Here is a 26,743-nt window from a genome sequence, read left to right on the forward strand (position 1 = left end):
TGCATGATCGTCGACAGCCATTGCCATCTCGACTTTCCCGACTTTGCCCAGGAGCTCGACGATGTCGTCGCGCGGGCCAGGGCGTCGGGCGTCGGGCGGCTGGTGACGATCGGCACGCGCATCCGCCGCTCAGCCGAGGTACGGGCGATCGCCGAGCGGTTCGACGACGTGTTCTGCTCGGTCGGCACCCATCCGCACAATGCCGGCGAAGAAGCCGACATCACGCTCGATGAATTGCTGGCCGAGGCCGACCACCCCAAGGTGGTCGCCATCGGCGAAGCCGGGCTCGACTATCATTACGATCTCGGTCCGCGCGCGGCACAGCGCGCCGGATTCCTCATGCACATAGCAGCCGCGCGGCAGACCGGCCTGCCGCTGGTCATCCATGCCCGCGAGGCGGACGACGACGTCGCCGCCATCCTCGAGGACGAAAGCGGGAAGGGGGCCTTCCCGTTCGTGCTGCACTGCTTCACCGGCGGCGCCGACCTGGCGCGCCGGGCGGTGGCGCTCGGCGGCTATGTGTCGTTCTCCGGCATCTTGACCTTCAAGAGCGGAGCGCCGCTGCGGGAGATCGCAGCCAACCTGCCCGCGGACCGCGTGCTGGTGGAGACCGACGCGCCCTATCTCGCGCCGAACTCCAGGCGCGGCAAGCGCAACGAGCCGTCCTTCGTGGTGGAGACTGCCCGGGTACTGGCGGAGACCCGCGGCTGGTCGGAGGCGGAGGTTGCCGAGACCACCACGGCGAATTTCTTCCGGCTATTCTCCAGGGCGAGCTGAAACGGAGCCGGACAAAGCCCATGAGCCTCACCTTCACCATTCTCGGCTGCGGCTCTTCGGGCGGCGTGCCACGCGTGGGGCAAGGCTGGGGCGCCTGCGATCCCGCCAATCCACGTAACCGGCGCCGGCGCTGCTCGATGCTGGTGGACCGGGCGGGCGAGGGCGGCACACTGACCCGGGTGCTGATCGACACCTCGCCGGACCTGCGGGAGCAATTGCTCGACGCCGAGGTCGACCGGCTCGACGGCGTGCTCTTCACCCATGAGCATGCCGACCATACCCATGGCATCGATGATGTCCGCCCGCTGAGCATTCATCATCGGCGGCGGCTCGATGTGTGGCTCGATGCCGAGACCTCGATGATCGTGCATCAGCGCTTTGGCTATTGCTTCCAGACGCCGCCGGGCAGCGACTATCCGCCCATCCTCGACGAGCATCGCTTCCGCCACGGTGAGTTGGTGACGATCGACGGGCCCGGGGGCAGGGTGCAGGCGGTGCCGTTTCGGCAGTATCACGGCACCATCATCTCCTATGGCTTCCGCTTCGGCGGCCTCGCCTATTCGAGCGATCTCCACGACTTGCCGGCGGAGAGCCTGCCGCTGCTTGAGGAGCTCGACATCTGGATCATCGACGCGCTGCGCATCACGCCGCATCCGAGCCATTTGTCGCTGAGCGAAGCGCTGGACTGGATCGAGCGCATGCGACCGCGTCGCGCCGTGCTCACCAATCTGCACACCGACCTAGACTATGACACGCTGGTGCGGCAACTGCCGGCTCATATTGAGCCGGCTTACGATGGCATGAAAATCACGCTGTAGCAGCGGGTTAGGCGGTGCTTCTCAGCTCGCCTGCGATCCGAACAGCGCGTCGCTGCCGGGCCAGAGCACGTCGTCGGAGTGAGAATCCGTCACCACGACACGCGAGCGTCCGCCGCGCTTGGCCTCGTAAAGCGCCTCATCGGCGCGATCCAACATCTCGACCGGCCCGGGAATGGCATTGCCAGGCTCGATGAAGGCGACGCCGATGCAGCAGCCAATGTTCACCTCGGCGCTGTCGACCAGATAGGGCCGAGCGACCGCGTCGCGCAGCCGGGTGGCGATGCGGGCGGAATCGTTGCGGCTCTCGTGCAGCACCACGATGAATTCGTCGCCACCGAGCCGCACCACCAGATCGGCTTCGATGGCATTGGCGGTGAGCCGCTCGGCAACCTGCGCCAGCACCTCGTCGCCGGCGCGATGGCCGAAAGCGTCGTTCACCGGCTTGAACTCGTCGAGGTCGATGGCGAGGACCGCAAACGGCCCGGAAGCGCGGGTGCGGGTGGCATTGGCGAGATAGCGCTCCAGCAGGCGGCGATTGCCGAGGCCGGTGAGCCGATCATGATAGGCCAGCCCTTCGAGCTGGGTGACCATGGTGTTGAACGAGGTGGCGAGGTTCTCGATCTCGATGACCGACGGCGGCACCTTGGCGCGTTCGTGCAGATTGCCGGCCGCCATGGCACGCGCGGCCTGATGGATGTGCCTGAGGCCGCGACTGACGCCGAGCTCGACGAAGATCACGGTGACGCCGAATGAGCCGAGCGCAACGGCGATTAAAAGCAGCAGATCGGTCCAGAAGGCGCGTTCGATCGGGGCGAACACCACGGCGCGTGCCACGCCCACAGCGATGGTGACGCCGATATCCGACAGCCGCTCGACGCCAAAGACCATGGCTTCTCCGACCGGCTTGTCCGTGAGCAAGGTGCCGGCCGGAATCTTCGGCAGATCGCGATAGAAGCTGGTGAGGTCGCCGGCCGGCGTGCGGAAGGAATTGGCATAGATGGTCGAGCCATCGCGATCGACAATATAGACCGAGGCGCCGTGGATCGCCGCGGTCTGTGCGGCGAGCTGCTTCAGCCAACCGAGATCGATGCCGATCACCAGAGCGCGCTCGAAATTGCCAGCCTCATCGAGCAGCGGCAGCCCAGCCGCCACCAGCTCGCGCTTGGAGCGCTCGCCAATCAGCACGTTCGAGACGGTGAAGCTCTTGGTGCGCTTCATCTCCATGAAATAGTGCCGGCCGGAAATATTGAACCGCGAGGGATCGCCGGTGCCGCATACGCCCTGGCCGTTGGCATCGATCACCAGCAGGTTGGTCATCGATTCATGGGCGGTCTTGAGGTCGGTGAGGATGCTGTTGCAGCCTGCAGACACCGTGCGCACCGCCGGAATGTTGGACAGCACGTTCAGCAGTCCATAGGCGCTCTTGATCACCTCGGCATGGCGCGCGGCCGCCACGCGCGCGAGCTCGCCCATGTCGCGCTCGGCCTGCGCCAGCGCGATATCCTTGGCATGGTTGAGACGTGCGATATCCAGCGCGGATAGCGGGGCAAGCCCGATCGCGGCGGCAATCAGCAACAGGCAACGCAGGCTCAGGCGAGGCAGGACCATTCCGAGAAGTCGCATAGGCATCTCCGACCGCGACTTCGATACCACCGTGGGTATTAAGGCCGGCGTGCCGCGCGGCTACCTCATGGACAAAAATTGGCGACATGATTTCCGGGGATTTAATTTCCATAATATGTCTTCTACGAATCATCCTATGAGTTCGGCGCCGAGGCATTGCCGTCCCTTCTCCCGGCTGTTGTGGACTTGCGCTTCGCGCTGTCTTCTATGGTGGCTGCCGTTCGCCCCGTAGCCGCCACCGTGAGAGAAAGCCCTTGAAGCCGTCCCGCGACATCGACCAACTGCTCGCCATCATGGCCGCGCTGCGTACGCCCGGGACCGGCTGTCCCTGGGATCTCGAACAGGACTTTGCGACGATCGCGCCTTACACGATCGAGGAAGCCTACGAGGTCGCCGACGCCATTGCGCGCAACGATCTCGATGATCTGTGCGACGAACTGGGCGATCTGCTGCTGCAGGTGGTGTTCCACGCCCGCATGGCCCAGGAGCAGGCAGCCTTCGATTTTGGCGATGTCGTTTTCGCTATATGCGACAAGATGATACGCCGACATCCGCACGTGTTCGGCGATGCTCGCGGTCGCGATGTCAAGGCGGTGAACATCGCCTGGGGTGAGATCAAGGCGGAGGAAAAGCGGCTTCGCGCTGCCCGCCGTGTCGAACGCGGCGTGGCTCCGGACGCGGGGGGCGGGCGCACGCTTGATGGTGTGCCGGTCGGCCTGCCTGCCCTCACCCGCGCCATCAAGCTCCAGGACAAGGCCGCCAAGGTCGGCTTCGACTGGCCGGACGCCCGACCGGTGATCGACAAGATCCGCGAGGAGATCACCGAGGTCGAGCAGGAGATCGCGAGCGGCGACCGTGAGGCCGCGGCCGGCGAGGTCGGCGACCTGCTGTTCGCCGTGGCGAACCTCGCCCGGCACCTCGGCGTCGATCCGGAGACGGCGTTGCGCGGTACCAATGACAAGTTCACGCGGCGCTTCAGCGCCATCGAGGACGCGCTGGCAGAGGAGGGCCGAGCACCCTCCTCCGCGACGCTGGATGAGATGGAAGCGCTGTGGCAGGCGGCCAAGGCTGGGGAATAGACCATGGGCCGCTCGATCTATCTGGCCGGCCCCGAAGTGTTCCTGCCCGATGCCGCCGCGATCGGCGAGCGTAAGCGCCGCATCTGCGCGCAATACGGTTTCACGGGGTTGTTTCCGCTCGATAACGGCCTGGATCTTCAGGCCGGCACGAGCGTGGCGGCGGCGATCTTTGGAGCGAACATGAAGATGCTCGCCGGCGCCGACCTCATCCTCGCCAATCTCACGCCGTTTCGCGGCGTCAGCGCGGATGTCGGTACCGTGTTCGAACTCGGCGCGGGCTATGCGATGGGCAAGCCGGTGTTCGGCTATTCGAACGTGCGCGGCACCCTGATCGAACGCCTCGCCGCCCTCACCGAGTTCCAGCCCTTCAAGGCCGGCGCCGACGATCGGCTCTATGCCGCCGACGGGCTCGCGGTCGAGGATTTCGGCCTCGCCGACAATCTCATGATCGCCGAGGCACTACATTGTTCCGGAACCGAAATCATCATGCCTGACCGTGAGGTCGTGGATATCGGGCGCGATCTCGGCGTGTTCGAGCGTTGCATCCGGGCCATCGCCGCTCTGACCGGCTTCCCCGTCTCCCCATTGGGGTGAGGGATCTGCACCGCTCCGCAATCGTGCGCCCCCTCACCGACCCGCTTCGCGGGCCACCTCTCCCCAACGGGGAGAGGAAAAAGTGTAGGCCAACCTGCGGCGAACTAGCCGTCCCGCCTGGCCTTTGCCATGCGCCGCGCGCCGAAGCGGCGTTCGATGCCGTCGGCGCGGTCCGGCTCGACCCGGACGGCAAGGTGCACCCGGCCATTCTCGCCGTCGCGACGCTCCAGCACCTCGCTGTGACGGTAAAGCCAGCCCAGCCCCTCACCGTCCGAAGGATCAAGGTCGAGCATCAGCGTGACCCGCTCGCGCGACAGCCTTTGCCGGATGGCATCGAGCAGGGCGTCGATCCCCTCGCCGGTCAGTGCCGAAACCGGCACCGGATGCTCGTCGCCGGTCCGGCGCTCCGCGACATTGAACACCCGGGTGCGGCCGGCCTCGTCGAGGCGGTCGATCTTATTCCAGACCTCGATCAGCCGGCCATGGTCATCGGCATCGATGCCGAGATCGGCGAGCACGTCGCCGACATCCTGCGCCTGCGCATCCGCATCCTCATGGGACATGTCGCGCACATGCAGGATGATGTCGGCCTCGATTACCTCTTCAAGCGTGGCGCGGAAGGCGGCGACGAGTTGGGTCGGCAGATCCGAGATGAAGCCCACCGTGTCGGACAGGATGACGCGCTCGCCGCCGGGCAATGCGACCACGCGCAAGGTCGGGTCGAGCGTGGCGAACAGGAGATCCTGCGCCCTCACCTTCGCCGCCGTGAGCCGATTGAACAGCGTCGACTTGCCGGCATTGGTGTAACCGACCAGTGCCACGACCGGATATGGCACTTTCTTGCGGCTGGCGCGGTGCAGCGCGCGGGTGCGCTTCACCTGTTCCAGTTCGCGCTCGATCTTGATGATGCGCTCGCCAATGAGGCGGCGGTCGGCTTCGATCTGGGTCTCGCCGGGACCGCCGAGGAAGCCGAAGCCGCCGCGCTGGCGTTCCAGATGGGTCCAGGAGCGGACCAGCCGGCTGCGCTGATAATTGAGATGGGCGAGTTCGACCTGCAGCACGCCCTCCTTGGTGCGGGCGCGCTGGCCGAAAATCTCCAGGATCAGCGCGGTGCGGTCGATCACCTTGGCCGCCCACGCCTTTTCCAGGTTTCGCTGTTGCACCGGAGTGAGCGGGGCATCGACGAAGACGAGACCAGCGTCGTTGGCCTTCACCAGCCCCTCGATCTCCTCGACCTTGCCGGTACCCAGATAGGTGGCCGGCCGAATCTGGCTCAGCCCGACGGTGCCGCTTGCGACCACATCGAGATCGATGGCGCGCGCAAGGCCGGCCGCTTCGTCAAGCCGCGCTTCGGGCGTGCGGCGCACTTCCGCCCCCTCGCCCGGCTTCGGCCGGGTAAGATAAGGCACGATGACGACCACGCGGGTCGCCTCGCCGGCCGGTGGAACTGCCGGGCCGTCGGACGCCGCCTTGCCGGGGCGGCGTCGTGCGGCGCTCTTCAGTTCCAACTCAGGCCTTCTCCACGGCCTCGTCCGGCGCCTCGAACAGCTGGACGGGGTGACCCGGCATGATGGTGGAGATGGCGTGCTTGTAGACGAGCTGGGAATGCCCGTCCCGCCGAAGGAGTACGCAGAAGTTATCGAACCAGGTCACCACGCCCTGCAACTTGACACCGTTGACGAGGAAAATGGTGAGAGGGGTCTTGTTCTTGCGGACGTGGTTGAGAAACGTGTCCTGGAGGTTCTGGGAACGATCCGCGGCCATGATTTTTTTGATCCGTTGTTTGATGGTGTGCCGGCGCGGTCACCCTCACCACGCAACCTCATTCCGTCCGGGGAACGTGCTGCGTGTGCGAAGGCGTGCTGGTTTTAGCATCGCACACTAGGTCCATCGTGCAAGATACTTTCGCCGCATGGCTTATGCGCGTTGTCACAGCGCGATTTCGGCGACCTCGTGGAAGGCCGCGCGCAACCCCTGGGCGACCGAACCGGGATGGCCATTGCCGATCGGGCGGCCATCGATTCGCACCACCGGCATGACGATGGTGGTCGCGGCGGTGATGAAGGCCTCGCGTGCCACATAGGCTTCCTCGACCGAGAAGGCCCGCTCCTCGACCTTCAAGCCCTGCTGCGCCGCGACCTCCAGAACCACGGTGCGGGTGATGCCGCGCAATATGCCGGTGTCGGCCGGCCGGGTGACGAGCACGCCGTCCATGGTGACGATCCAGGCATTGGTCGAACCGCCTTCGGTCACCTTGCCTTCGGGATCGACGAACCAGGCCTCGCGCGCGCCGGCCTCCTTCGCCGCCTGCTTGGCAAGCACATTCGGCAACAGGCCGACGCTCTTGATATCGACCCGCTCCCAGCGATTCTCCGGCACGGTGATGACGCCGACGCCGTCCGCCGCCTGCCGCTCCGCCTTGGCGAGGTCGGCGGAGCGCGCGGTTACCACCACGGAGGGCTGCACCTCACGTTCGGGAAATACGTGATCGCGCCGGGCGACGCCGCGAGTCACCTGGAGATAGACGATGCCGTCGCGCACCTTGTTGCGCCGGATGGTCTCGCGCATCACCACGGCGAGCGCGGACGGCGGCATGGGCTGGCTGATCCGCAACTCCCGCAGCGAACGGGCAAGGCGCTCCATGTGCCGACGCTCGTCGATCATGCGCCCGCCGCGCACCTCGCACACCTCATAGACGCCATCGGCGAACTGGTAGCCGCGATCCTCGATATGGACCATGGCATGTGCGTGCGGCACGTAGCGGCCATTCACATAGGCGATGCGCGACATATTCCCTGCCCTGCCCTCGAGCGACTCTAGCGCCGCCAGAAACCGAAATGAATGAGCCCCAGCACCATGAGGATTTCAAGTCGGCCGAGAATCATCGCCAGCGCGAGTATGATCTGGGCATAGGCCGGCAACGCCCCCCATTCAGGCCAGGCCGCGGAGCCGTCCCAACCGGCGGCATAGATCGGGCCGGCATTGGTGAGCGCCGACAGCGTCGCCACATAGGCGGCCTCGAAGCTCGGCATGGCCGGCGCCACCGCCGCGGTCAGCACGACGAACACCGCGCTGGCAATGGCAAAGCAGAGCCAAATCGCCTTCATCATCTCCAGCGACACGGTCTGTCGCCCCAACCGGCGCGGGCGCACCGCGTGCGGCATGATCAGCCGGTTCAGCTCCAGCAGGCTCTGCAGCCCCATCACGCCGACGCGGTACATCTTGATGCCGCCGCTGGTCGAGAAGGTGGCGCCGCCGATGAAGATCAGCAGCGTCACCAGCGAGATCGGCAGCGCCGAGAAGGCGCCGGCATGCGGCTCGACGCCGGTGGTGGTGATGAGCGAGATCGCCGAGAACAGTCCGTCCTCCAGCGCCAGCGGCAGCGACAGGCTGCCTTCCGGCGTATCGAAGCGCACGGCGGCGGCGAGGATGCCGACGATGAGGCAGACCAGCAGCACCGCAATGTTCTCGCGCTGGCTGAAGGCAAGGCGGAAGCGCCGCGTCAGCATCATGCGGTGCCATAATATGCTGGTGCCGCCGACCAGCATGAAGAACATGAAGACGAATTTCACCGCGGCCGATCCATAGGCCGACATGCCGTCCGCATCGGGCAGCAGGCCGCCGGTAGACAGCGCGGCGCTGGCAAGGCCGAAGGCGTCGAAGCCGCGCAGGCCGACGGCATAGAGCGTCAGCATGCACACCACGGTCGCACCGGCGTAAATCGGCAGGATGTGGCGGATGGCATCATCGAGCGCCGTCGATTCCGTGGAACCGTGCTCGATGGCGCGCGCGCTGCGATCCGGCAGCCCGCCAATTCCGGCGGGCGCCAGCACCGCGACGACGCCGACCAGGGTGATCAGCCCGCCAAGCCATTGCAGCGACAGCAGCCATGCCAGCGTCGAGCGCGGCAGGTCGGCGACGTCGTGGACCTGCGCCGCGCCGGTCGTGGTGAAGGCCGCCACCGCCTCGAACCACGACCCGACCGGCCCGAGCGGCGTGGTGGCCGCGATCGGAATGGCGGCGATGATGGGCAGCCCGACCCAGATGGCGACCAGCAGCGCATAGGAGGATACGCGGTCGAGCCGGGCGGCGCGGTTGCGCGTGGCGAGATGCACGCTCCCCGCCGCGAAGATGGTCAGCAGAGCGGTCAGCATGAACACGATCGCCGCCGGCTCGCGGCGCACCACGGCGATCATGGCGGCGAACACCAGGAAGGCCGCCATGGTGCCGGCCGCAAGGACGCCGTGCCGGGCGAGCGCCATCATCGCCGCTGCTCTCCCACCGGCTTCAGAAGAATTCGAGGCTGACGCGGAACAACTGCTCGACGCGCTTCACCTTGTCGGCGAGGGCGAACAGCACGATGCGGTCGCGTGCGTGAATGACGGTGTCGCCACGCGGCAGCACGATCTTGCCGCCGCGGATGATGGCGCCGATCCGCATGCCGTCGAACAGGTCGAGCTCCTTCAGCGGCTTGCCCACCAGCGGCGAGGTTTCCAGTGCCTCGGCCTCGATCACCTCGCCGGCGCCGTCGAGCAGCGAATGCACGCCGCGTATGCGCCCCTTGCGCACGTGCTGGAGCACCTTGGAGACGGTGATCTGGCGCGGATTCACATAGGCGTCGATGCCGAGCCCGCGGGCAAAGGCGGGATAATTGGGATCGTTCAGCAGCGAGAGCATGCGCCGCGCGCCGAGCTCGCGCGACAACAGGCAGGACAGGATGTTGACGCGGTCATCATTGGTCACCGCAATCATGGTGTCGGCATCGCCGACCGAGGCCTCTTCGAGGATGATGCGGTCGAGCGCGCTGCCTTGCAGCACGACGGTGGTGCCGAGCTCCTGCGCAATCGCTTCGGCCCGCGCTTGGTTGTCCTCGATGATCTTGACCCGCGCCTTGGGATTGCGGCGCTCCAGCTCGCGGGCGACATAGAGCCCGATATTACCGCCGCCGCCGATGACGATGCGCTGGGCGGGCAGCTCGTCATGGCCGAAGATCGAGAGCGTGCGCGTCACCTGCTCGGCGCGCGCGGTGAAATAGGCGACGTCGCCGGCGATCAGCGAATCCGTCGAGCGCGGCACGAACACCTTGCCCTTGCGATTCACTGCCACCACGACGGCCTGCAGATCCGGGAACAGGTCGGTGAGCTGGCGCAGCGGGGTGTCCAGCACCGGGCAGTCGTCCTTGCACTCCACGCCGACCACGACGACGCGGCCTTCCGCGAAATTCACCGTGTCGATGGCGCCGGGCAGCGAGAGACGACGCAGCACCATCTCGCCGACCTCGATCTCCGGCGAGATGACGACGTCGATCGGCAGATGGTCGCGCGAGAACAGGTCGCGCCAATGGCCCTGGAGATAGCTCTGGGCGCGGATGCGGGCGATCTTGGTCGGCACGTCGAACAGCGCATGGCCGACCTGGCAGGCGACCATGTTGACCTCGTCGTGCAAGGTCACCGCGATCAGCATGTCGGCGGCTTCCAGCCCGGCCCGCGCCAGCACGTCCGGATGCGAGCCGTGGCCGACGAAGCCGCGCACGTCGAGCGTATCGGTGATGGCCTGGATGAGGCGCGGCGAGGTGTCGATGATGGAGACGTCGTTCTGCTCGGCGGCTAGGCGCTCGGCGATGCCGAAACCCACCTGCCCCGCCCCGCAAATAACGACTTTCATCGAAACCTCTCTACCGATTCACGGGCTGAAGCCTGTTCGGATCGCAAAAGTCTCTCAACTTTTGCGGAACATGCTCCGCACCAGCTTGCTGCGTCCGATACAGCCAGCCGGACGATTCACTCTATAGCAGGTTCATCGGCCGCTGGTGACGGCAAGCGTCGGCGGTTTTTCTCTTTGCTAAGCTGCCCCAGCAACCAGCCCTTGAAGGCCTGCATGGCCGGGGTCTCGTGCCGCGATTTCAGCGAGGTGAGCCAATAGCTGCCAAGCTCGACTTCGATATCGAAGGGGCGCGCCAGCCGGCCGGATTTCTGCTCGGTCTCGAACATGCGGGCCGGCAGCAGCGCGATGCCGACGCCCCGCGCGGCGGCCTCGGCCATGGTGACCGAGGAATCGAAGGTGAGCCCGCGCAGGCGCGAGGGCTCCGGCACGCCGGCTGCGACGAACCAGCGCGACCACTCGTCGGCACGATAGGAGCGCAACAGCATATGCGCGCCGAGGTCGTCGGGCGCCGTCAGCCGCGCGGCGATCTCAGGCGTGCAGAACGGCGTCAGCGGCGCGGCGAACAGCGGCACCGCTTCAGTGCCGTGCCAGGAGCCGTCGCCATAGCGGATGGCGTAGTCGAGCCCCTCCCCGGCGAGATCCGCGCGGTTATTGTTGGTGAGCAGCCGCAGGTCGAGATAGGGGTTCGCCTTGCCGAATGCGTCAAGCCGGTCCAGCAGCCAGCCGGTGGCGAAAGTGCCGACCGTGCCGACGGTGACCACCTCGCGGAAATGGCCGTTCTCGAAGCGATCGAGCGTCGCACGGATGCGGCCGAAGGATTCCGAGAGCACCGGCAGCAGCGCCTGCCCCTCATCCGTCAAGGCGAGGCCGCGCGGCAGGCGGCGGAACAGCCGCACCCCGAGTATCTCCTCGAGGCTCTTGATCTGGTGGCTGACGGCAGCCTGCGTCACCCGTAGCTCCAGCCCGGCGCGGGTGAGGCTGAGCTGGCGGGCCGATACCTCGAACGCCCTCAGGGCATTCAACGGGACATGCGTCTTAGCCATCGCGGAGCCCTTAGTTTTTCTAATGGGTCGTCCGATTTATGATCGTTTGTCAAGGTTTGCCGCCTCCGGCAGCTTGCGCACCAGCTTAACGGAGGCTTCTGGAATGATCGACAGACGGGTTTTCACGGCGGGCTTGCTGCCGCTGATCGCCGGCATCGCGCTGGTCGCCAAGACACGGCCGACCTTCGCAGCGGGCAGCCTCCAGTCGCAGCTCGACGATCAACTCCCAGTGCTGGAGAAGAAGACCGGCGGGCGGCTCGGCGTCACTATCATCGATACCGCGGACGGCACGCGGGCAGGTTATCGGGCCGACGAGCGTTTCCCGATGTGCAGCACCTTCAAGGCGCTGGCGGCGGCCGCCGTGCTGGCGCGGGTCGATGCCGGCAAGGAACAGCTCGACCGCATCATCCGCTATGCGAAATCGGATCTCGTGACCTATTCGCCGACCACGGAGAAGCATGTCGCGGACGGCATGACCCTCGCCGCGCTCTGCGAAGCCACGATCACGCTGAGCGACAACACGGCCGGCAATCTGCTGCTCGCCAATATTGGCGGGCCGAAGGGCCTGACCGCCTATGTCCGCACGCTCGGCGACACCATGACCCGGCTCGACCGCAATGAGCCTACCCTCAACGAGGCGAAGCCCGGCGATCCGCGCGACACCACGACCCCCGCCGCGATGGCCGCAACGCTCCAGCGGCTCGTGCTTGGCGACTCGCTGTCGCCGGCATCGCGGCAGCAACTGGCGGACTGGCTGGTCGCCACCAAGACCGGCGACGAGCGGCTGCGCGCCGGGGTTCCGACCGGGTGGCGCGTCGGCGACAAGACCGGCACCGGAGCAAACAATACGGCCAACGATATCGGCGTGCTGTGGCCGCCCAACCGCGCGCCCATCGTGGTGACCGCCTATCTCACCGGGGCGCGCGCGGCGATGCCGGTCCGCAATGCCGCCATCGCCGAGGTGGGCCGGCTGGCCGCCGGGGTAGTCGGCTGATCAGCCGATCCCCAACGCCTTCAGCTTGCGATGGAGCGCCGAACGCTCCATCCCGACGAATTCGGCGGTGCGCGAGATGTTGCCGCCGAAGCGGCTGATCTGGGCGACCAGATATTCCCGCTCGAACACCTCGCGCGCCTCACGTAGCGGCAGGCCCATCAGGTGCTCGCCACCATTGCCGTTCGGCAGGCTCGGCACCAGCGAGCCGACATCGGGCGGCAGCATGCTCGCCGTCACCGCGGAGTCGGGGTCGCCAGTGGCGAGGATCAGAAGCCGCTCGATATTGTTGCGGAGCTGGCGGACATTGCCCGGCCAGTCGTGCGATTGCAGCACGGCGAGCGCGTCCTCGGCTATGCGCCGGCGCGGCAGGCCGGTGCCCTGCGAGATCTGGTCGAGGAAATAGTCGACCAGCTCCGGCACGTCCTCGCGCCGCTCGGCGAGCGGCGGCACGCGCAACGGCACCACGCCGAGGCGGTGATAGAGATCCTCGCGGAAGCGGCCGTCGGCGATCTCCTTCTCGAGATTGCGCGCGGTGGAGGAGATGATGCGCACATCCACCGATACCCGCGTCGCGCCGCCGACCCTGAGGAAGTTCTGGTCGACCAGCACCCGCAGGATGCGATTCTGCGTCTCGCGCGGCATGTCGGCGACTTCGTCGATGAACAGCGTGCCGCCATGGGCCTCTTCCAGCGCGCCGACCTGACGACCCTGCCCTTCGCCGCCCTCGACGCCGAACAGCTCGGTCTCCATGCGCTCCGGCGTGATCGCCGCGGCATTGATGATGACGAACGGACCGGGGGCGCGCGCCGAGCTCGCATGCAGCATGCGGGCGACCAGTTCCTTGCCGGAGCCGGATGGGCCGAAGATCATGATGCGGCTATTGGTCGGCGCCACCTTCTCGATGGTCTGCCGCAGCTGGTTCATTACCGTCGAGCGGCCGATCAGCGACTGCGCCACCGGCGAGCGCTGCTTGAGGTCGCGCACCTCGCGTTTCAGCCGCAGCGTCTCCAGTGCGCGATCGGCGACCAGGAGCAGCCGGTCGGCGTTGAACGGCTTCTCGATGAAGTCGTAGGCGCCCTGCTTGATAGCGGCGACCGCGGTCTCGATGGTGCCGTGGCCGGAGATCATGACCACCGGCACGTCGGGATGGTCGCGCTTGATCACGTCGAGCAATTGGAGCCCGTCGAGCTTGGAGCGCTCCAGCCAGATGTCGAGAAAGATCAGGTTGGGACGGCGCGCGATGATCGCGTTCAGCGCCTCGTCGCTGTCCTTGGCGGTGCGGGCGCCGTAGCCCTCATCCTCCAGGATGCCAGCGACGAGGCCGCGAATGTCGGCTTCGTCGTCGACGATGAGAATATCCGTCGCCATTACCGTATCTCCCTTAAACCGCGACCGAGCGAATCGGCCTCTCGCCGACCGCGGTGTTCACTCCGGAAGGCCCGCCATCGAGGGAGAAGCGCAGCCGTATCATTGCGCCCTTCCCGCTCGGGGCATCGAGCAGCTCGATCCCCCCGCCGTGCTCTTCCATGATCTTGCCGACGATGGCGAGGCCGAGCCCGGTGCCCTTCTCGCGCGTCGTCACATAAGGCTCCAGCAGCCGCGCCCGGTTCTCGGTGGGCAGGCCCTTGCCGTTGTCGATGACATCGACGATCGCCATGCCATGCTCGGTCTTGAGCTTGACCTCGATGCGCGGCGGCTCGGTCCGTTCCTCGGGGGGAATGGCCGTAATCGCCTCGGTGGCGTTCTTCACGATGTTGGTCAGCGCCTGCGAGATGAGGCGCCGGTCGAACTTGGCTTCGACCGGCGCGTTCGGCACCTCGCAGTCGATGGTGATGTCGGGATTGCCGACCCGCATCAGGAACACCGCCTGGCGCACCGTCTCGGCGACGTCGAGCGCTTCCACCACGGGCTTGGGCATGCGGGCGAAGGAGGAGAACTCATCCACCATGCGCCCGATGTCGCCGACCTGGCGGATGATGGTGTCGGTGCACTGGTCGAACACCTCGCGGTCCTCGCCGATCACCTTGCCGTAGCGCCGGCGCAGGCGCTCGGCGGAAAGCTGGATCGGGGTCAGCGGGTTCTTGATCTCGTGGGCGATGCGGCGCGCCACGTCGGCCCAGGCGGACGTGCGCTGCGCCGAGACCAGTTCGGTGATGTCGTCGAGCGTCACCACCCAGCCATGGTCGCCCTCGCGCGACTGCTCGGTGGTGAAGCGCACCGCCAGCACCCGCTCTCGCCCGTCGCGGGCGAGCGTGGTGTTGGCCTGCACCGTCTTCTGCCCGGCCTGCATGGCCTCCGCGATGAGGCCGGAAATCTCCGGGATCACCACCGCGAGCTGTTCGCCCAGCACATCCGCCTCGGTCACGCCGAGCAGCTTCTCGGCCGGGCGGTTGATGATGGAGATACGTCCTTCGGCATCGATGCCGATGACACCGGCGCCGACGCCGGACAGCACCGCCTCGGTGAAGCGGCGACGCGTATCGATCTGGTCGCGCGCCTGCACCAGGTCGTTGCGCTGGGTGCGCAGCTCATGCGTCATCTTGTTGAAGGTTTCGGCGAGGCTCGACAGGTCGCCTTCCGACCGGCGCACCGGCACCTCGACGAAGAGATTTCCGGCGGCGACGAGATCGGCGGCGCCGATGAGACGACGAATCGGTGCGACCAGGCGATTGGCGAAATTTATGCCGAGCCAGACCGCGGAGAGCAGCACGGTGAGCGAGATCACCGCATAGAGCAGTGCAAACGCCACCTGCACGCCGACGCGGCGCTCCTCCAGGCTGCGATAATCCGCAACTGCGGCTCGCGTCTCGTTGAGGTACTGGATGACGCGGGGATCGACCGGGCGCGCGACATAGAGGAAGAGGTCGCCGAAATCCTTGAGCGGGATCACCGCGCCGACGAAATCGGCGTCGTTCGGCAGATAGATCAGCGGCTGGTCTTCGGTCGCATCCTTGATGGCGAGGTTCGACGGCACCGGGAATTCGCGCCCGACACGGATGGTGGCGCGGTCGACCACGGTAAGGTCACGCTGGATCACCATCGCGGCGGGCAAGCCGCGCACCGCCGCCTGGGCGGTCATGGCCTGCCGGAAACGGCTGCGGTCCTGGTCCCAGAGCGGGCGGATGCGTTGCAGGTCGCGCGCCATGCCCATGACGTCGCCGCGAATCGAATAGGCATGCTCGCGCACATAGGTCTGCGCTACCGACACTGCATTATCGACGATGGCGCGCGTGCGCACCGAGAACCAGCGGTCGAGGCCGCGATCGAGCGTGACGCTCGCCAGCAGCGCGACCAGGATGGCCGGGACCACGGCAACGACGCCGAACAACGCCACCACCCGCACATGCAGGCGGGCGGCCGCCCTGCCCCGCCGCCGCGCCTTGACGATGCGCCAGACCTCGCGGCCGATGATGCTGATGAGCACCAGCGACATTGCGCCGTTGAGGCACAGCACGGTGATGACGACTTCCTGCGACGGCACCAGCGGGGTGATGCCGATCAGCACGATGAAGCTCACCAGAGCGGTGATGAGTGCCACCAGCACCGCGAGCGGCGCCAGGCCCCACAGGCTAAAGCGGAACCCCGCCCCGCCGAAATCCGGAGCGTCGCGTGTATCGAGTTCCGGCGTCTTCGTGTCGGTCATTCACCACCATCAGCCGCCCGGGACTCGCACCATCCCGCGGGACATGATGCACTGGGACGACACTGGTGCAAAAATGTGACATTGTCGCCCCCCACCGGAATTATTCCGTGGAAGGCCACGATTTCCGTCACATAAACCCAAAGACGGCATGCAGCCCGTCCCGGCGTGACGCCCCTGCGGCGACGACCGGCTTTAGCGACTGGTGCGGATTATCTGGATGTCGAGATCCCGGATCTTCTTGCGCAGCGTGTTGCGATTGAGGCCGAGCAGTTCCGCCGCCTTGATCTGGTTGCCGCGCGTGGCCGCCAAAGCCGCGGAAAGCAACGGATACTCGACGTCCTTGAGGATGCGGTGATAGAGCCCGGGCGGTGGCAGCGTCTCGCCGAAGCCGCCGAAATAAGTGTTGAGGTGGCGCTCCACCGAGGAGGCCAGCGTCTCGTCGCCGCCACTTTCTTCCGGCGCGGCGGTCGAAATCGGCGTCGACAGCTCCGCCTCGATGATTGAGGCGGTGATGATCTCCTGCGGATAGAGCGCGGACAGACGGCGAATCAGGTTCTCCAGCTCGCGCACATTGCCGGGCCAGCGATAGCGCTTAAGCCGATCGAGCGCGGCGGCATCGATCTGCTTGCGCGGCAAGCCCTCGCGCTCGGCCTGCAGAAAGAAGTGGCGCACCAGGTCCGGCACGTCCTCGGTGCGCTCGCGCAGCGGCGGCAGCCGCAGCGGCACGACGTTCAGCCGGAAGAACAGATCCTCGCGGAACAGGCCCTGCTGGATCAGGATGCGCAGATCCTTGTTGGTGGCGGCGACGATACGCACGTCAGTCTTGATCGCGGTGCGCCCGCCGACGGTGGTGTATTCGCCCTGCTGGAGCACGCGTAACAGGCGGGTCTGCGCCTCCATCGGCATGTCGCCGATCTCGTCGAGGAACAGCGTGCCGCTTTCGGCCTGCTCGAAGCGGCCGGCGGAGCGGGCATTCGCGCCGGTGAAGGCCCCCTTCTCATGGCCGAACAGCTCGGATTCGATGAGGTCGCGCGGGATCGCCGCCATGTTGATGGCGACGAACGGCCCGTTGCGCCGCTTGCCGTAATCGTGGAGCGCGCGCGCCACCAGTTCCTTGCCGGTGCCGCTCTCGCCGGCGATCATCACGGTGAGATCAGTCTGCATCAGCCGGGCGAGGACGCGGTAGATGTCCTGCATCGCCGGCGAGCGGCCGACCAGCGGTATGGAGTCGACGTCCTCGACGTTCTTCAGCGCCGATTCCGGCTTCTTCGGCTCGGAGAGCGCGCGGCCGACAATGGCGATCAGCTCCTTCAGGTCGAAGGGCTTGGGCAGATATTCATAGGCACCGCGCTCGGAAGCGCGGATCGCGGTCATGAAGGTGTTCTGCGCGCTCATCACGATGACCGGCAGGTCGGGCCGCACCTTCTTGATGCGCGGCAGCAGGTCGAAGGCGTTCTCGTCCGGCATCACCACGTCGGTGATGACGAGGTCGCCGTCGCCCTGGCTCACCCAGCGCCACAGCGTCGCGGCATTGCCGCAGGAACGGACTTCATAACCGGCGCGGGACAGCGCCTGGTTCAGCACGGTACGGATCGCCGCGTCGTCGTCGGCAACAAGTATGCTTCCCGTCGGCATGGCGGCTCTCAACTCTCGGCGGCGGCAAGGCCGCGATACATGGGCATGAGGACTCGGAAGGTAGTCCGGCGGGGCTGGCTGTCGCACTCGATGATGCCGCCATGGTCGCCGACGATCTTGGCGACCAATGCTAGGCCGAGGCCGGTGCCGGTCGGCTTGGTGGTCACGAACGGGTCGAACAGATGCGGCATCAGGTCTTCCGGCACGCCGGGGCCGTTGTCGCGCACGCAGAATTCCAGCGGCAGGCTGACCCGCGTCGTGGTGCCGGGCACGGTGAGCCGCACGCCGGGACGGAAGGCGGTGGTCAGCAGGATCTCGCCATCCGAAGTATCTCCAATGGCTTCGGCGGCGTTCTTCACCAAATTCAGGAATACCTGGACCAATTGGTCGCGATTCGCCAGCACCGGCGGCAGCGAGGGGTCGTACTCCTCGACGAAGCGGACGTGCCGGGCGAAGCCTGAGGAGGCCAGCGTGCGCACATGCTCGAGCACGGCGTGGATATTGACCGGCTCGCGCTCGATCGGGCGCTCGTCGGAGAACACCTCCATGCGATCGACCAGCTTCACGATGCGGTCGGCCTCGTCGGTGATGAGCCGGGTCAGCGAGCGGTCGTCGTCGCTGGCGTTCAGCTCCAGCAGCTGCGCCGCGCCACGAATGCCGGACAGCGGGTTCTTGATCTCGTGCGCAAGCATGGAGGCGAGCGCGGTGACCGAGCGCGCCGCGCCGCGATGAGTGAGCTGACGGTCCATCTTGTCGGCGATGGTGCGCTCCTGGAGCATCACCACCACATGGCCGGGATATTCGGAGAGCGGCGCGACATGGATGTCGACGATGCGCTCGCCGCCATTGCGCGGCGTGCCGAGATCGACGCGATATTCATTCACCGCAGCGCCGCGCCCGCGCACCTGCTCGATCAGTGACAGCAGCGGGCTGCCGAACGGCACGAATTCGTGCAGCCGATGCCGCGCCAGCACGGCGAGGCTGCCTTCGAAGAAGCCCTCGGCGGCAACATTGGCATCGACGATGCGGTCGTCGGCATTCACCGTCACCACCGGGTGCGGCAGGGCATTCATGGCGGCGTCGGACATCACTGTGCCGGCCGCCTGGGCGAGACGTCCCGTTGGCTGAGACTTCATGCCGCGGCTCTCCAATTCAGGTCGTCGAAGGCGGCGCGGATGCCCGCCTCTACGTGTCGTGGCTGGTCCAGCCGCAACAGGGCGGCGCGCCAGTGCTTGACGAATTCGGCGTCGCGGCCGGCGCTCGCGGCGGCGGCTTCCAACGCCCAGCCGATGTGCTTGCGCGCGGTGCGGCAGCCGAGTTCGCGGCCATAATGGCCGAGCCAGCCCTCATAGAGCTCCAGCAGCACGTCGCGCTGTTCTTCCATGGCGGGGTCGGCGAAGGCGCGGCCGGTGCCGAGCAGCGCGGCGACCTGCCCAGGGAACCATGGCCGGCCCTGCGCACCACGGCCGATCATCACGCCGTCGGCGCCGGAGGCATCGAGCATGGCGCGCGCGTCGGCGAAGGTGGTGAGATCGCCATTCGCCATCACCGGAATGCCAACCGCATGTTTCACCTGGCCAATCGCGCTCCAGTCGGCGCAGCCGGTATAGAATTGGCAGCGGGTGCGGCCATGGATTGTGATGAGCCTGACCCCGATCGCCTCGGCGCGGCGGGCAAGCTCGGGCGCTACCAGGGCCGCGTCATCCCAGCCGAGCCGGGTCTTCAGCGTCACCGGCAGGCTGGTGGCGCCGACCACCGATTCGATGATCTCGGTCGCCAGATCGAGATCGCGCAGCAGCGCCGAACCGGCAAGGCCGGTGGTCACGCGCTTGGCCGGGCAGCCCATATTGATGTCGATCAGCGCCGCCCCTGCCCCTTCGGCGATGCGGGCGGCCTCGGCCATCAGCTGCGGGCGATTGCCGGCGAGCTGCACCGCATGGATGGCGAGCCCGCTGCCTTCGGTGCGCAGCACGGTCTCGGCATGTCCCATGGCGAGTGCGTCGGACGCGACCATCTCCGACACCACGAGGCCGGCGCCGTAGCGCAGCGCCATGCGCCGGAACGGGGCATCGGTGATCCCGGCCATGGGCGCGAGGAACACCGCATTCGGAATCGCGAGCGAACCGATCTTCATGCGGGAATTGTCGGAAGCGGCAGGGATCAAGCGCTAATCACACGATGCACAACAAATGGGCCAGAGCCCGGATGCCTACATAATAGCCAGCATCCTCGCGGCAGCAAGCCTCCTGATGAGGCAAAGGCAAAAGTTGCATACCAGACCCGCTTTTGCGCTAAACCGACGCGCACGGCAAGCACCCGCTGATGCGGGCAAGCGCTTGCTGATGCAGGCAAGCACTTGCCTATGCAGGAACGAACAGCGCTTTGAGGCAGCAAGGCATGCGGACGGACGTGATCGTAGTGGCGGCGGGGCGCGGGCAGCGGGCTGGCGAAGGCCCGCCCAAGCAATTCCGTACCATTGGCGGCGAGATGGTGCTGCGCCGCACGCTGGCGCGCTTTGCCGGCAATCCCGCCATCCGCTATGTGCTGCCGGTCATCCACGCCGACGATGCTGTCCCCTGCGCCACGGCAATGGCCGGAATCGCGCGAATCGCCGCGCCGGTGACCGGCGGAGCAACGCGGCAGGCCTCGGTTCGTGCCGGGCTGGAGGCCCTTGCCGCCGATCCGCCGGATCTGGTGCTGATCCATGACGCCGCCCGGCCCTTCGCCTCGGACGAACTCATCGCCCGCGCCGTCGCGGCGGCAGCCGAACACGGCGCAGCAGTGCCGGCGCTGGCGCTGACCGACACGGTGAAGATCGTCGATCGCGACGGTTTCTCCGCGTCGGGCCCGGATCGTGCACAACTCCGCACGGTACAGACGCCACAATCCTTTCGCTATGATCTCATTCTCGAGGCCCATCGCGCCGCAGCCGGCATCGACCATCTCACCGACGACGCGGCGGTGGCGGAGGCTGCGGGGCACAGGGTCGCGACCTTTCCGGGCGAGGTGTCGAACGTGAAGCTGACGACCGCAGAGGATTTCGTGCGCGCCGAGCGCGAGGCGGCTCTCGCCCTCGCCGATATCCGCACCGCGACCGGCTTCGATGTCCACGCCTTCGGCGAGGGCGACCATGTCATGCTGGGCGGCATCGCCATTCCGCATGGCTTTGGACTGTCGGGACATTCCGATGCCGACGTGGTGCTCCATGCGCTCACCGATGCGCTGCTCGGCACCATTGGCGCCGCCGATATCGGCCATCATTTCCCGCCCTCCGATCCGGAATGGAAGGGCGCTTCCTCGGACCGGTTCCTGGCCCATGCGGCGTCGCTGGTGCGGGCTGCGGGCGGGCGCATCGCCCATCTCGACGCCACGGTCATCTGCGAGGCGCCGAAGGTCGGGCCCCATCGCGAGGCGATGCGTACGAAGATCGCGGAGATCGCCGAAATCCCCCTCGCCCGCGTCAGCGTCAAGGCGACAACAAGCGAACGGCTGGGCTTTACCGGCCGCCGCGAGGGCATCGCCGCACTGGCGAGCGCGACCGTCAGACTGCCGTGGACCGATTAGAACCGAGGCGACTGGTATGGACGAGCGGGCCGATGCGATCTTTCTGGAAGCGACGCGCGTGCTCGACCTCTGCCGCGAGCGCGGACTGACCGTCGCCACGGCCGAATCATGCACCGGCGGCCTCGTCGCCGGCGCACTGACCGACATCGCCGGCTCCTCGGATGTGCTCGATCGCGGCTTCGTCACCTATTCCAACGCTGCCAAGATGGACGTGCTGGGCGTCTCGGCGGCAACGCTGCGGGCGCATGGCGCGGTGAGCGCGGAAACGGCGCGGGAGATGGTCGCAGGCCTGCTGGCGGCGGCCGGCACCTCGCTTGGTGTCTCCATCACCGGCATTGCCGGCCCCGGCGGCGGGTCCGCGGAGAAGCCGGTTGGCCTCGTGCATTTCGCGGCGATGCGTGCCGACGGGCGGATGATCGAGCGCCGGGAAGTGTTCGCCGGGCAGGATCGATTCGGCGTACGGCGACTCTCGGTGCTCACCGCACTGGCGATGCTGGCGGAACTGGCGGCTTAGGCGCGAGCCAGGTTCGGGCGGCCATAGACCTCGTCAGCCCGCTTCTCGAACGCCTCGGCGAAGCGGCGGAAGGCGGCGTCGAACATGGCGCCCATCAGGAGGCCCAGGGTGCGTGAGCGGAACTCGTAGGAGATGAAGAACTCGACGTCGCAGCCGCCGCTCTCGAGCGGCTTGAAGTTCCAGCGATTCTCCAGCCGGCTGAAGGGCCCGTCGAGATACTCGACCACGATGGTCAGCCGCGGCCGATCGAGCGTCACCTGGCTGGTGAACGTCTCGCGGAACATGCGATAGGCCGCGGTCATGTCGGCGATCAGGATGTCGACGCCGTCGCCGCTCGCGACCCGGCGGCGGACTCGCAGGCTCTCGCACAGCGGCACGAATTCCGGGTAGTGCTCGACATCGGCGACGAGGTCGAACATGTCGGACGCCGAATGGCGTACCCGACGCGCATTGCGAAACGACGGCATGGGGATCAGGCCGAAACGGGCGCCAGGCGGCCGAGCTTTGCCTCGCGGGCGCTCCGCAACCGGGCGAAGTCCTCGCCGGCATGGTGCGAGGAGCGCGTCAGCGGGCTGGACGAGACCATCAGGAAACCCTTGGCATAGGCGATGGTCTCGTAGGACTTGAACTCGTCGGGCGTGATGAACGCCTTCACCTCATGGTGGCGGCGGGTTGGCTGGAGATACTGGCCGATGGTCATGAAGTCGACCTCGGCGGAGCGCAGATCGTCCATCAGCTGGAGCACTTCGTTCCGGACCTCGCCGAGGCCGACCATGATGCCGGACTTGGTGAAGATCGAGGGATCGAGTTCCTTCACCCGCTGCAACAGCCGCAGCGAGTGGAAATAGCGCGCGCCGGGACGGACCGTGAGGTACAGCGAGGGCACGCATTCCAGATTGTGGTTGAAGACATCAGGCTTGGCCGCCACCACCTCCTCCAGCGCGCCGTCCTTCCTGAGGAAATCCGGGGTGAGGATCTCGATGGTGGTGTTCGGGCTCAAAGCCCGGATGGCGCGGATGGTGCGGGCGAAATGCTCGGCGCCGCCGTCGGCGAGGTCATCGCGGTCGACCGAGGTCACCACCACATGCTCGAGGCCGAGCTTGACCACGGCTTCCGCCACCTTGACCGGCTCGTCGCGGTCGAGCGGTCCGGGCATGCCGGTGCGGACGTTGCAGAACGAGCAGGCGCGCGTGCAGGTGTCGCCCATGATCATGAAGGTGGCGTGCTTCTTCTGCCAGCACTCACCGATGTTCGGGCAACTCGCCTCCTCGCACACCGTGACGAGGCCGTTGGCCCGCACGATCTTCGCCGTCTCCGCCCAGCCCGGCGTGCCGGGCGCGCGCACCCTGATCCAGTCCGGCTTGCGCAGGACCGGCGTTTCCGGACGATTGGCCTTCTCCGGGTGACGGGGCCGGGCGGCGTCGCGGCTCAGGGTGTTGACGACGGTGACCATGAGGGTCCCTTGAACTATGCGGATCCTGCGGAAAGCAGGCCTCCGCTGAGTTAATCACCGCGGCGGGGAAAGGAAACCCCGTCCGCGGCGCATCTCTCCCCTGCCCGGTGCATGGACGAACTATCGCCCGCGCAGGCGCCGCCAGACGAACAGTACGATGATCGCACCGATGGTCGCGGCGATCAGGGTGCGGAAGAAGCCGAAAACCGGAACTTCGGCGAATTCGGCGAGCTTGCCGCCGACGAAGGCGCCAATCAGGCCGAACAGGAGGTTGGCCAGCAGCCCCTGATCACTGGCGGTAACGCGCTCGGCGATCCAGCCGGCGAGCAGGCCGATAATGATCATCGTCAGCCAGCCGACACCCGGCTCGTTCAATGCAGCATACGTATCCATGAATGTCTCTGATGCCCCTGCCCTAATGTTCGAGCGCGGTCAGATATGGATCACGCGTCCATAGGCCGACAGCACGCTCTCGTGCATCGTCTCAGAAAGCGTGGGATGCGGGAAGACGGCGTGGATCAGCTCTTCTTCCGTTGTTTCAAGATTCATGGCGATCATGAAGCCCTGAATCAACTCCGTGACCTCGGTGCCGATCAGATGAGCGCCGAGCAACTGGCCGGTCTTGGCATCGAAGATAGTCTTCACCAAGCCTTCCGGCTCGCCGAGCGCAATTGCCTTGCCGTTGCCGATGAAGGGGAAGCGGCCGATCTTCAGCTCGTACCCGGCTTCCTTGGCCTTCTTCTCCGTCAGGCCGACCGAGGCGATCTGCGGGTTGCAATAGGTGCACCCCGGGATCTTCAGCTTGTCCATCGGGTGAGCGTGCAGCCCGGCGATGTTCTCGACGCAGATCACGCCTTCATGCTCGGCCTTGTGCGCCAGCATGGGAGGGCCGGCGACATCGCCAATGGCATAGATGCCGGGGACGTTGGTGCGCCCGAAGCCGTCAATGACGATGCAGCCGCGATCGGTCTTCACGCCAAGGGCTTCGAGCCCGAGATTCTCGATATTACCAACCACGCCGACCGCCGAGATCAGCTTTTCGGCGGTGAAGGTCTCGGTCTTGCCGTCGGCGGTCTCGACCGTGGCGGTGACGCTGTTCGCCGCCTTCGCCACCTTGGAGACCTTGGCACCGGTGAGGATCTTGATGCCCTGCTTCTCGAAGCGCTTGCGGGCGAGGCCGGCGATCTCGTCATCCTCGGCCGGCAGGATCTGCGGCAGCAGTTCGACCACCGTCACTTCCGCACCCATGGTGCGGTAGAAGGAGGCGAACTCGATGCCGATGGCGCCCGAGCCCATGATGAGCAAGGACTTCGGCATGGTGGGCGGGTTCAGCGCCTCGAAATAGGTCCAGATCTGCGTGCCGTCCGGCTCGATGCCGGGAATGGCACGCGGGCGGGCGCCGGTGGAGATGATGACGTGCTTGGCGGTGTAGTCACCGCCCGGCAGCGTGTTGCGCGGCGGGTTCTCGGCCCCAGTGACCGTGACCTTGCCGGGGGCGGTGAGGTTGCCCGTGCCCCAGATCACATCGATCTTGTTCTTCTTCAACAGGCCGGCGACGCCGGCGCTGAGCTGCGCCGCGACGCCGCGCGAGCGCTTCACCACGGCGGCGATGTCGAAGCCGGCCTTGTCGACGGTGAGGCCGTAATCCTTGGCGTGCTCGGCATAATGGAAGATCTCGGCGGAGCGCAGCAGCGCCTTGGCCGGGATGCAGCCCCAGTTCAGGCAGATGCCGCCGAGATAGGACTTTTCGACCACCGCGGTCTTCAGGCCCAGCTGCGCCGCGCGGATCGCGGTGACATAGCCGCCGGGGCCGGAGCCGATGATGAGGACGTCGTAATTGGTGTCGGCCATCTGGGTTTTTCCGTCATGCCCGGGCTCGTCCCGGGCATCCACGGCCCGAACAGCCTCATCAAGGATGTGGGATAGCCGGGCCAGAGCCCGGCTAGAGCATTGCTCTGGCTCTAGACCAGCATTGCCATCGGCTTTTCGATGATCTGCTTGAAGGCGCCGATCAGCATGGCGCCCATGGCGCCGTCCAGCACGCGGTGGTCACAGGTCAGCGTCACCGTCATCACGGTGGCGACTGCCAGCTCGCCCTTCTTCACCACCGCCCGCGGCTCGCTGGCGCCGACCGCCAGGATAGTGGCGTGCGGCGGGTTGATGACGGCGGTGAAGTCCTTGATGCCGAACATGCCGAGGTTCGAGATCGCGGTGGAGCCACCCTGATATTCGTGCGGCGCCAGCTTCTTGTTGCGGGCGCGCGCGGCGAAGTCGCGGGTCTCGTTGGAGATTGCGGAGAGTGTCTTGGTCTCGGCCTTGCGGATGATCGGGGTGAGCAGGCCCTTGCCGCCGTCGATCGCCACCGCGACTCCGATGTCGGAGTGCTTGAGACGCAGATAGCGGTCCTCGGCCCAGACCTGGTTCGCTTCCGGCACCTGCTGGAAGGCGAGCGCGAAGGCCTTGATGACGAAGTCATTGACAGAGAGCTTGTAAGCCGGCTTGCCGTCCTTCTCCGGCGCCGCCTTGTTGAGCTCCTCGCGCAGCTTCATCAGCGCATCGAGATCGCAATCGACGGTGAGGTAGAAGTTCGGGATCGAGGTCTTCGATTCCGTCATGCGCTTGGCGATGACGCGGCGCATCGAATCGAGCGGAATCTCCAGATAGGAGCCCGGCTCGTAGAAGGCCTTGGTCTGGTCGGCGGAGAAGCCGGACGGCGCGGAGACCGGCGACGGCTTGGGGGCGGGTGCCGGCGCTGCGCTCGGCGCAGGCGCCGCGGCAATAGCGGTGCCGCCAGCCTTGGCGCCGGCGATATCCGCGGCGACGACACGGCCGTGCGGACCGGAGCCCTTCACCGTGGCGACGTCGATGCCGGCTTCCTTCGCCAGACGACGCGCCAGCGGCGAGGAGAAGACACGTTCGCCGGCATGGCCGTTGCCGGCCGTCGCGACGGGAGCGGGAGCCGCCACCGGAGCGGGTGCGGGAGCCGCGGCCACCGGCTCGGCAGCCTTCGCGGCTTCGGCCTTGGGAGCCTCAGCCGGCTTCGGCGCAGGCGCGGCAGCGCCGCCCGCGGCCACCGCCTTGGCATCCTCGCTGCCCGTGGCGAGCACGGCGATGAGCTGGTTCACCGGCACATCCTGCGCGCCCTCGGGCACCACGATCTTGGCCAGCGTGCCCTCGTCGATGGCTTCGACCTCCATCGTCGCCTTGTCGGTCTCGATCTCGGCAATGACGTCGCCGGGGGCGACCTTGTCGCCTTCCTTCTTCAGCCATTTGGCAAGGTTGCCCTTCTCCATGGTCGGAGACAGGGCCGGCATCAATATCTCGATCGGCATGGCGCGCTCC

The 26,743-nt window shown here is 66.6% G+C and carries 24 protein-coding genes; 7 read left to right on the forward strand and 17 right to left on the reverse strand.

All coding sequences use genetic code 11. The features are described from left to right. The first annotated feature begins 3 nt into the window (after positions 1-3). Together G3545_RS03450 and G3545_RS03455 are read left to right on the forward strand one after the other, a co-directional pair. Positions 4-777 (forward strand): TatD family hydrolase, encoded by a 774-nt coding sequence (locus G3545_RS03450; protein WP_170009861.1) that lies wholly within the window; start codon positions 4-6, stop codon positions 775-777. Positions 778-797: 20 nt separating this feature from the next. Further along, positions 798-1,595: an MBL fold metallo-hydrolase gene (locus G3545_RS03455; RefSeq protein ID WP_170009863.1), complete on the forward strand. Its 798-nt coding sequence runs from the start codon at positions 798-800 to the stop codon at positions 1,593-1,595. Between the two features lie 21 nt (positions 1,596-1,616). Here the strand turns inward: G3545_RS03455 and G3545_RS03460 are convergent, their stop codons facing one another. Next, complete coding sequence (locus tag G3545_RS03460; protein ID WP_170009865.1) at positions 1,617-3,218, reverse strand: diguanylate cyclase; 1,602 nt, start codon at positions 3,216-3,218, stop codon at positions 1,617-1,619. A gap of 254 nt (positions 3,219-3,472) precedes the next feature. On the opposite strand from G3545_RS03460, the gene mazG reads away from it, so the two are divergent. Together mazG and G3545_RS03470 are read left to right on the forward strand one after the other, a co-directional pair. Continuing rightward, positions 3,473-4,297, forward strand: a complete 825-nt coding sequence (gene mazG / locus G3545_RS03465; RefSeq protein WP_170009867.1) for a nucleoside triphosphate pyrophosphohydrolase — start codon at positions 3,473-3,475, stop codon at positions 4,295-4,297. A 3-nt stretch (positions 4,298-4,300) separates the two neighbouring features. After that, a complete protein-coding gene (locus G3545_RS03470; RefSeq protein WP_170009869.1) occupies positions 4,301-4,891 on the forward strand; it encodes a nucleoside 2-deoxyribosyltransferase in 591 nt (196 codons plus the stop codon). 104 nt (positions 4,892-4,995) lie between these two features. On the opposite strand, the gene hflX is transcribed toward G3545_RS03470, so the two are convergent. The 6 genes from hflX to G3545_RS03500 all read right to left on the reverse strand — a co-directional run bounded on the left by hflX (position 4,996) and on the right by G3545_RS03500 (position 11,598). Further along, a complete protein-coding gene (gene hflX, locus G3545_RS03475) occupies positions 4,996-6,303 on the reverse strand; it encodes a GTPase HflX (RefSeq protein WP_246702851.1) in 1,308 nt (435 codons plus the stop codon). 97 nt (positions 6,304-6,400) lie between these two features. Then, the gene (gene hfq, locus G3545_RS03480) at positions 6,401-6,655 is read right to left on the reverse strand and encodes an RNA chaperone Hfq (RefSeq protein ID WP_170009873.1); all 255 of its coding nucleotides are present in this window, start codon (positions 6,653-6,655) and stop codon (positions 6,401-6,403) included. A 165-nt stretch (positions 6,656-6,820) separates the two neighbouring features. Then, positions 6,821-7,681, reverse strand: a complete 861-nt coding sequence (locus tag G3545_RS03485) for a D-amino-acid transaminase (RefSeq protein WP_170009875.1) — start codon at positions 7,679-7,681, stop codon at positions 6,821-6,823. Between the two features lie 26 nt (positions 7,682-7,707). Beyond that, positions 7,708-9,156, reverse strand: a complete 1,449-nt coding sequence (locus tag G3545_RS03490; protein WP_170009877.1) for a TrkH family potassium uptake protein — start codon at positions 9,154-9,156, stop codon at positions 7,708-7,710. A gap of 22 nt (positions 9,157-9,178) precedes the next feature. Further along, complete coding sequence (trkA, locus tag G3545_RS03495) at positions 9,179-10,555, reverse strand: Trk system potassium transporter TrkA (RefSeq protein WP_170009879.1); 1,377 nt, start codon at positions 10,553-10,555, stop codon at positions 9,179-9,181. 116 nt (positions 10,556-10,671) lie between these two features. Next, the gene (locus tag G3545_RS03500) at positions 10,672-11,598 is read right to left on the reverse strand and encodes a LysR family transcriptional regulator (protein WP_170009881.1); all 927 of its coding nucleotides are present in this window, start codon (positions 11,596-11,598) and stop codon (positions 10,672-10,674) included. 103 nt (positions 11,599-11,701) lie between these two features. On the opposite strand from G3545_RS03500, the gene bla reads away from it, so the two are divergent. After that, positions 11,702-12,592: a class A beta-lactamase gene (gene bla, locus G3545_RS03505; protein WP_170009883.1), complete on the forward strand. Its 891-nt coding sequence runs from the start codon at positions 11,702-11,704 to the stop codon at positions 12,590-12,592. On the opposite strand, the gene G3545_RS03510 is transcribed toward bla, so the two are convergent. The 5 genes from G3545_RS03510 to dusB form a co-directional block, all read right to left on the reverse strand. After that, the gene (locus G3545_RS03510; protein WP_170009885.1) at positions 12,593-13,960 is read right to left on the reverse strand and encodes a sigma-54 dependent transcriptional regulator; all 1,368 of its coding nucleotides are present in this window, start codon (positions 13,958-13,960) and stop codon (positions 12,593-12,595) included. A 13-nt stretch (positions 13,961-13,973) separates the two neighbouring features. After that, on the reverse strand, positions 13,974-16,235 hold the full coding sequence (locus tag G3545_RS03515; protein ID WP_170009887.1) for a PAS domain-containing sensor histidine kinase: 2,262 nt from the start codon (positions 16,233-16,235) through the stop codon (positions 13,974-13,976). Positions 16,236-16,427: 192 nt separating this feature from the next. Beyond that, positions 16,428-17,870 (reverse strand): nitrogen regulation protein NR(I), encoded by a 1,443-nt coding sequence (ntrC, locus tag G3545_RS03520; protein ID WP_170009890.1) that lies wholly within the window; start codon positions 17,868-17,870, stop codon positions 16,428-16,430. An 8-nt stretch (positions 17,871-17,878) separates the two neighbouring features. Next, complete coding sequence (locus tag G3545_RS03525; RefSeq protein ID WP_170009892.1) at positions 17,879-19,006, reverse strand: nitrogen regulation protein NR(II); 1,128 nt, start codon at positions 19,004-19,006, stop codon at positions 17,879-17,881. Beyond that, on the reverse strand, positions 19,003-20,004 hold the full coding sequence (gene dusB / locus G3545_RS03530) for a tRNA dihydrouridine synthase DusB (protein ID WP_170009894.1): 1,002 nt from the start codon (positions 20,002-20,004) through the stop codon (positions 19,003-19,005). Before dusB ends, G3545_RS03525 begins: the two co-directional genes overlap by 4 nt. A 263-nt stretch (positions 20,005-20,267) precedes the next feature. On the opposite strand from dusB, the gene G3545_RS03535 reads away from it, so the two are divergent. Further along, positions 20,268-21,434, forward strand: coding sequence for a bifunctional 2-C-methyl-D-erythritol 4-phosphate cytidylyltransferase/2-C-methyl-D-erythritol 2,4-cyclodiphosphate synthase (locus G3545_RS03535; protein WP_170009896.1), 1,167 nt, complete (start codon positions 20,268-20,270; stop codon positions 21,432-21,434). 16 nt (positions 21,435-21,450) lie between these two features. Further along, positions 21,451-21,948: a nicotinamide-nucleotide amidohydrolase family protein gene (locus tag G3545_RS03540; RefSeq protein WP_170009898.1), complete on the forward strand. Its 498-nt coding sequence runs from the start codon at positions 21,451-21,453 to the stop codon at positions 21,946-21,948. Here the strand turns inward: G3545_RS03540 and G3545_RS03545 are convergent. The 5 genes from G3545_RS03545 to G3545_RS03565 form a co-directional block, all read right to left on the reverse strand. Further along, entirely contained in the window at positions 21,945-22,415 is a 471-nt protein-coding gene (locus tag G3545_RS03545) for a type II toxin-antitoxin system RatA family toxin (RefSeq protein ID WP_170009900.1), read from the reverse strand. The two genes, G3545_RS03540 and G3545_RS03545, sit on opposite strands and share 4 nt — an antisense overlap. A gap of 5 nt (positions 22,416-22,420) precedes the next feature. Beyond that, positions 22,421-23,401 (reverse strand): lipoyl synthase, encoded by a 981-nt coding sequence (gene lipA / locus G3545_RS03550; protein WP_170009902.1) that lies wholly within the window; start codon positions 23,399-23,401, stop codon positions 22,421-22,423. A gap of 120 nt (positions 23,402-23,521) precedes the next feature. Next, entirely contained in the window at positions 23,522-23,794 is a 273-nt protein-coding gene (locus G3545_RS03555) for a GlsB/YeaQ/YmgE family stress response membrane protein (RefSeq protein WP_170009904.1), read from the reverse strand. Between the two features lie 39 nt (positions 23,795-23,833). Continuing rightward, a complete protein-coding gene (lpdA, locus tag G3545_RS03560; RefSeq protein WP_170009906.1) occupies positions 23,834-25,252 on the reverse strand; it encodes a dihydrolipoyl dehydrogenase in 1,419 nt (472 codons plus the stop codon). A 110-nt stretch (positions 25,253-25,362) separates the two neighbouring features. After that, on the reverse strand, positions 25,363-26,733 hold the full coding sequence (locus G3545_RS03565) for a pyruvate dehydrogenase complex dihydrolipoamide acetyltransferase (protein ID WP_170009908.1): 1,371 nt from the start codon (positions 26,731-26,733) through the stop codon (positions 25,363-25,365). Positions 26,734-26,743: the final 10 nt, after the last annotated feature.

Source organism: Starkeya sp. ORNL1, from assembly GCF_012971745.1.
Classification (GTDB): Bacteria; Pseudomonadota; Alphaproteobacteria; order Rhizobiales; family Xanthobacteraceae; genus Ancylobacter.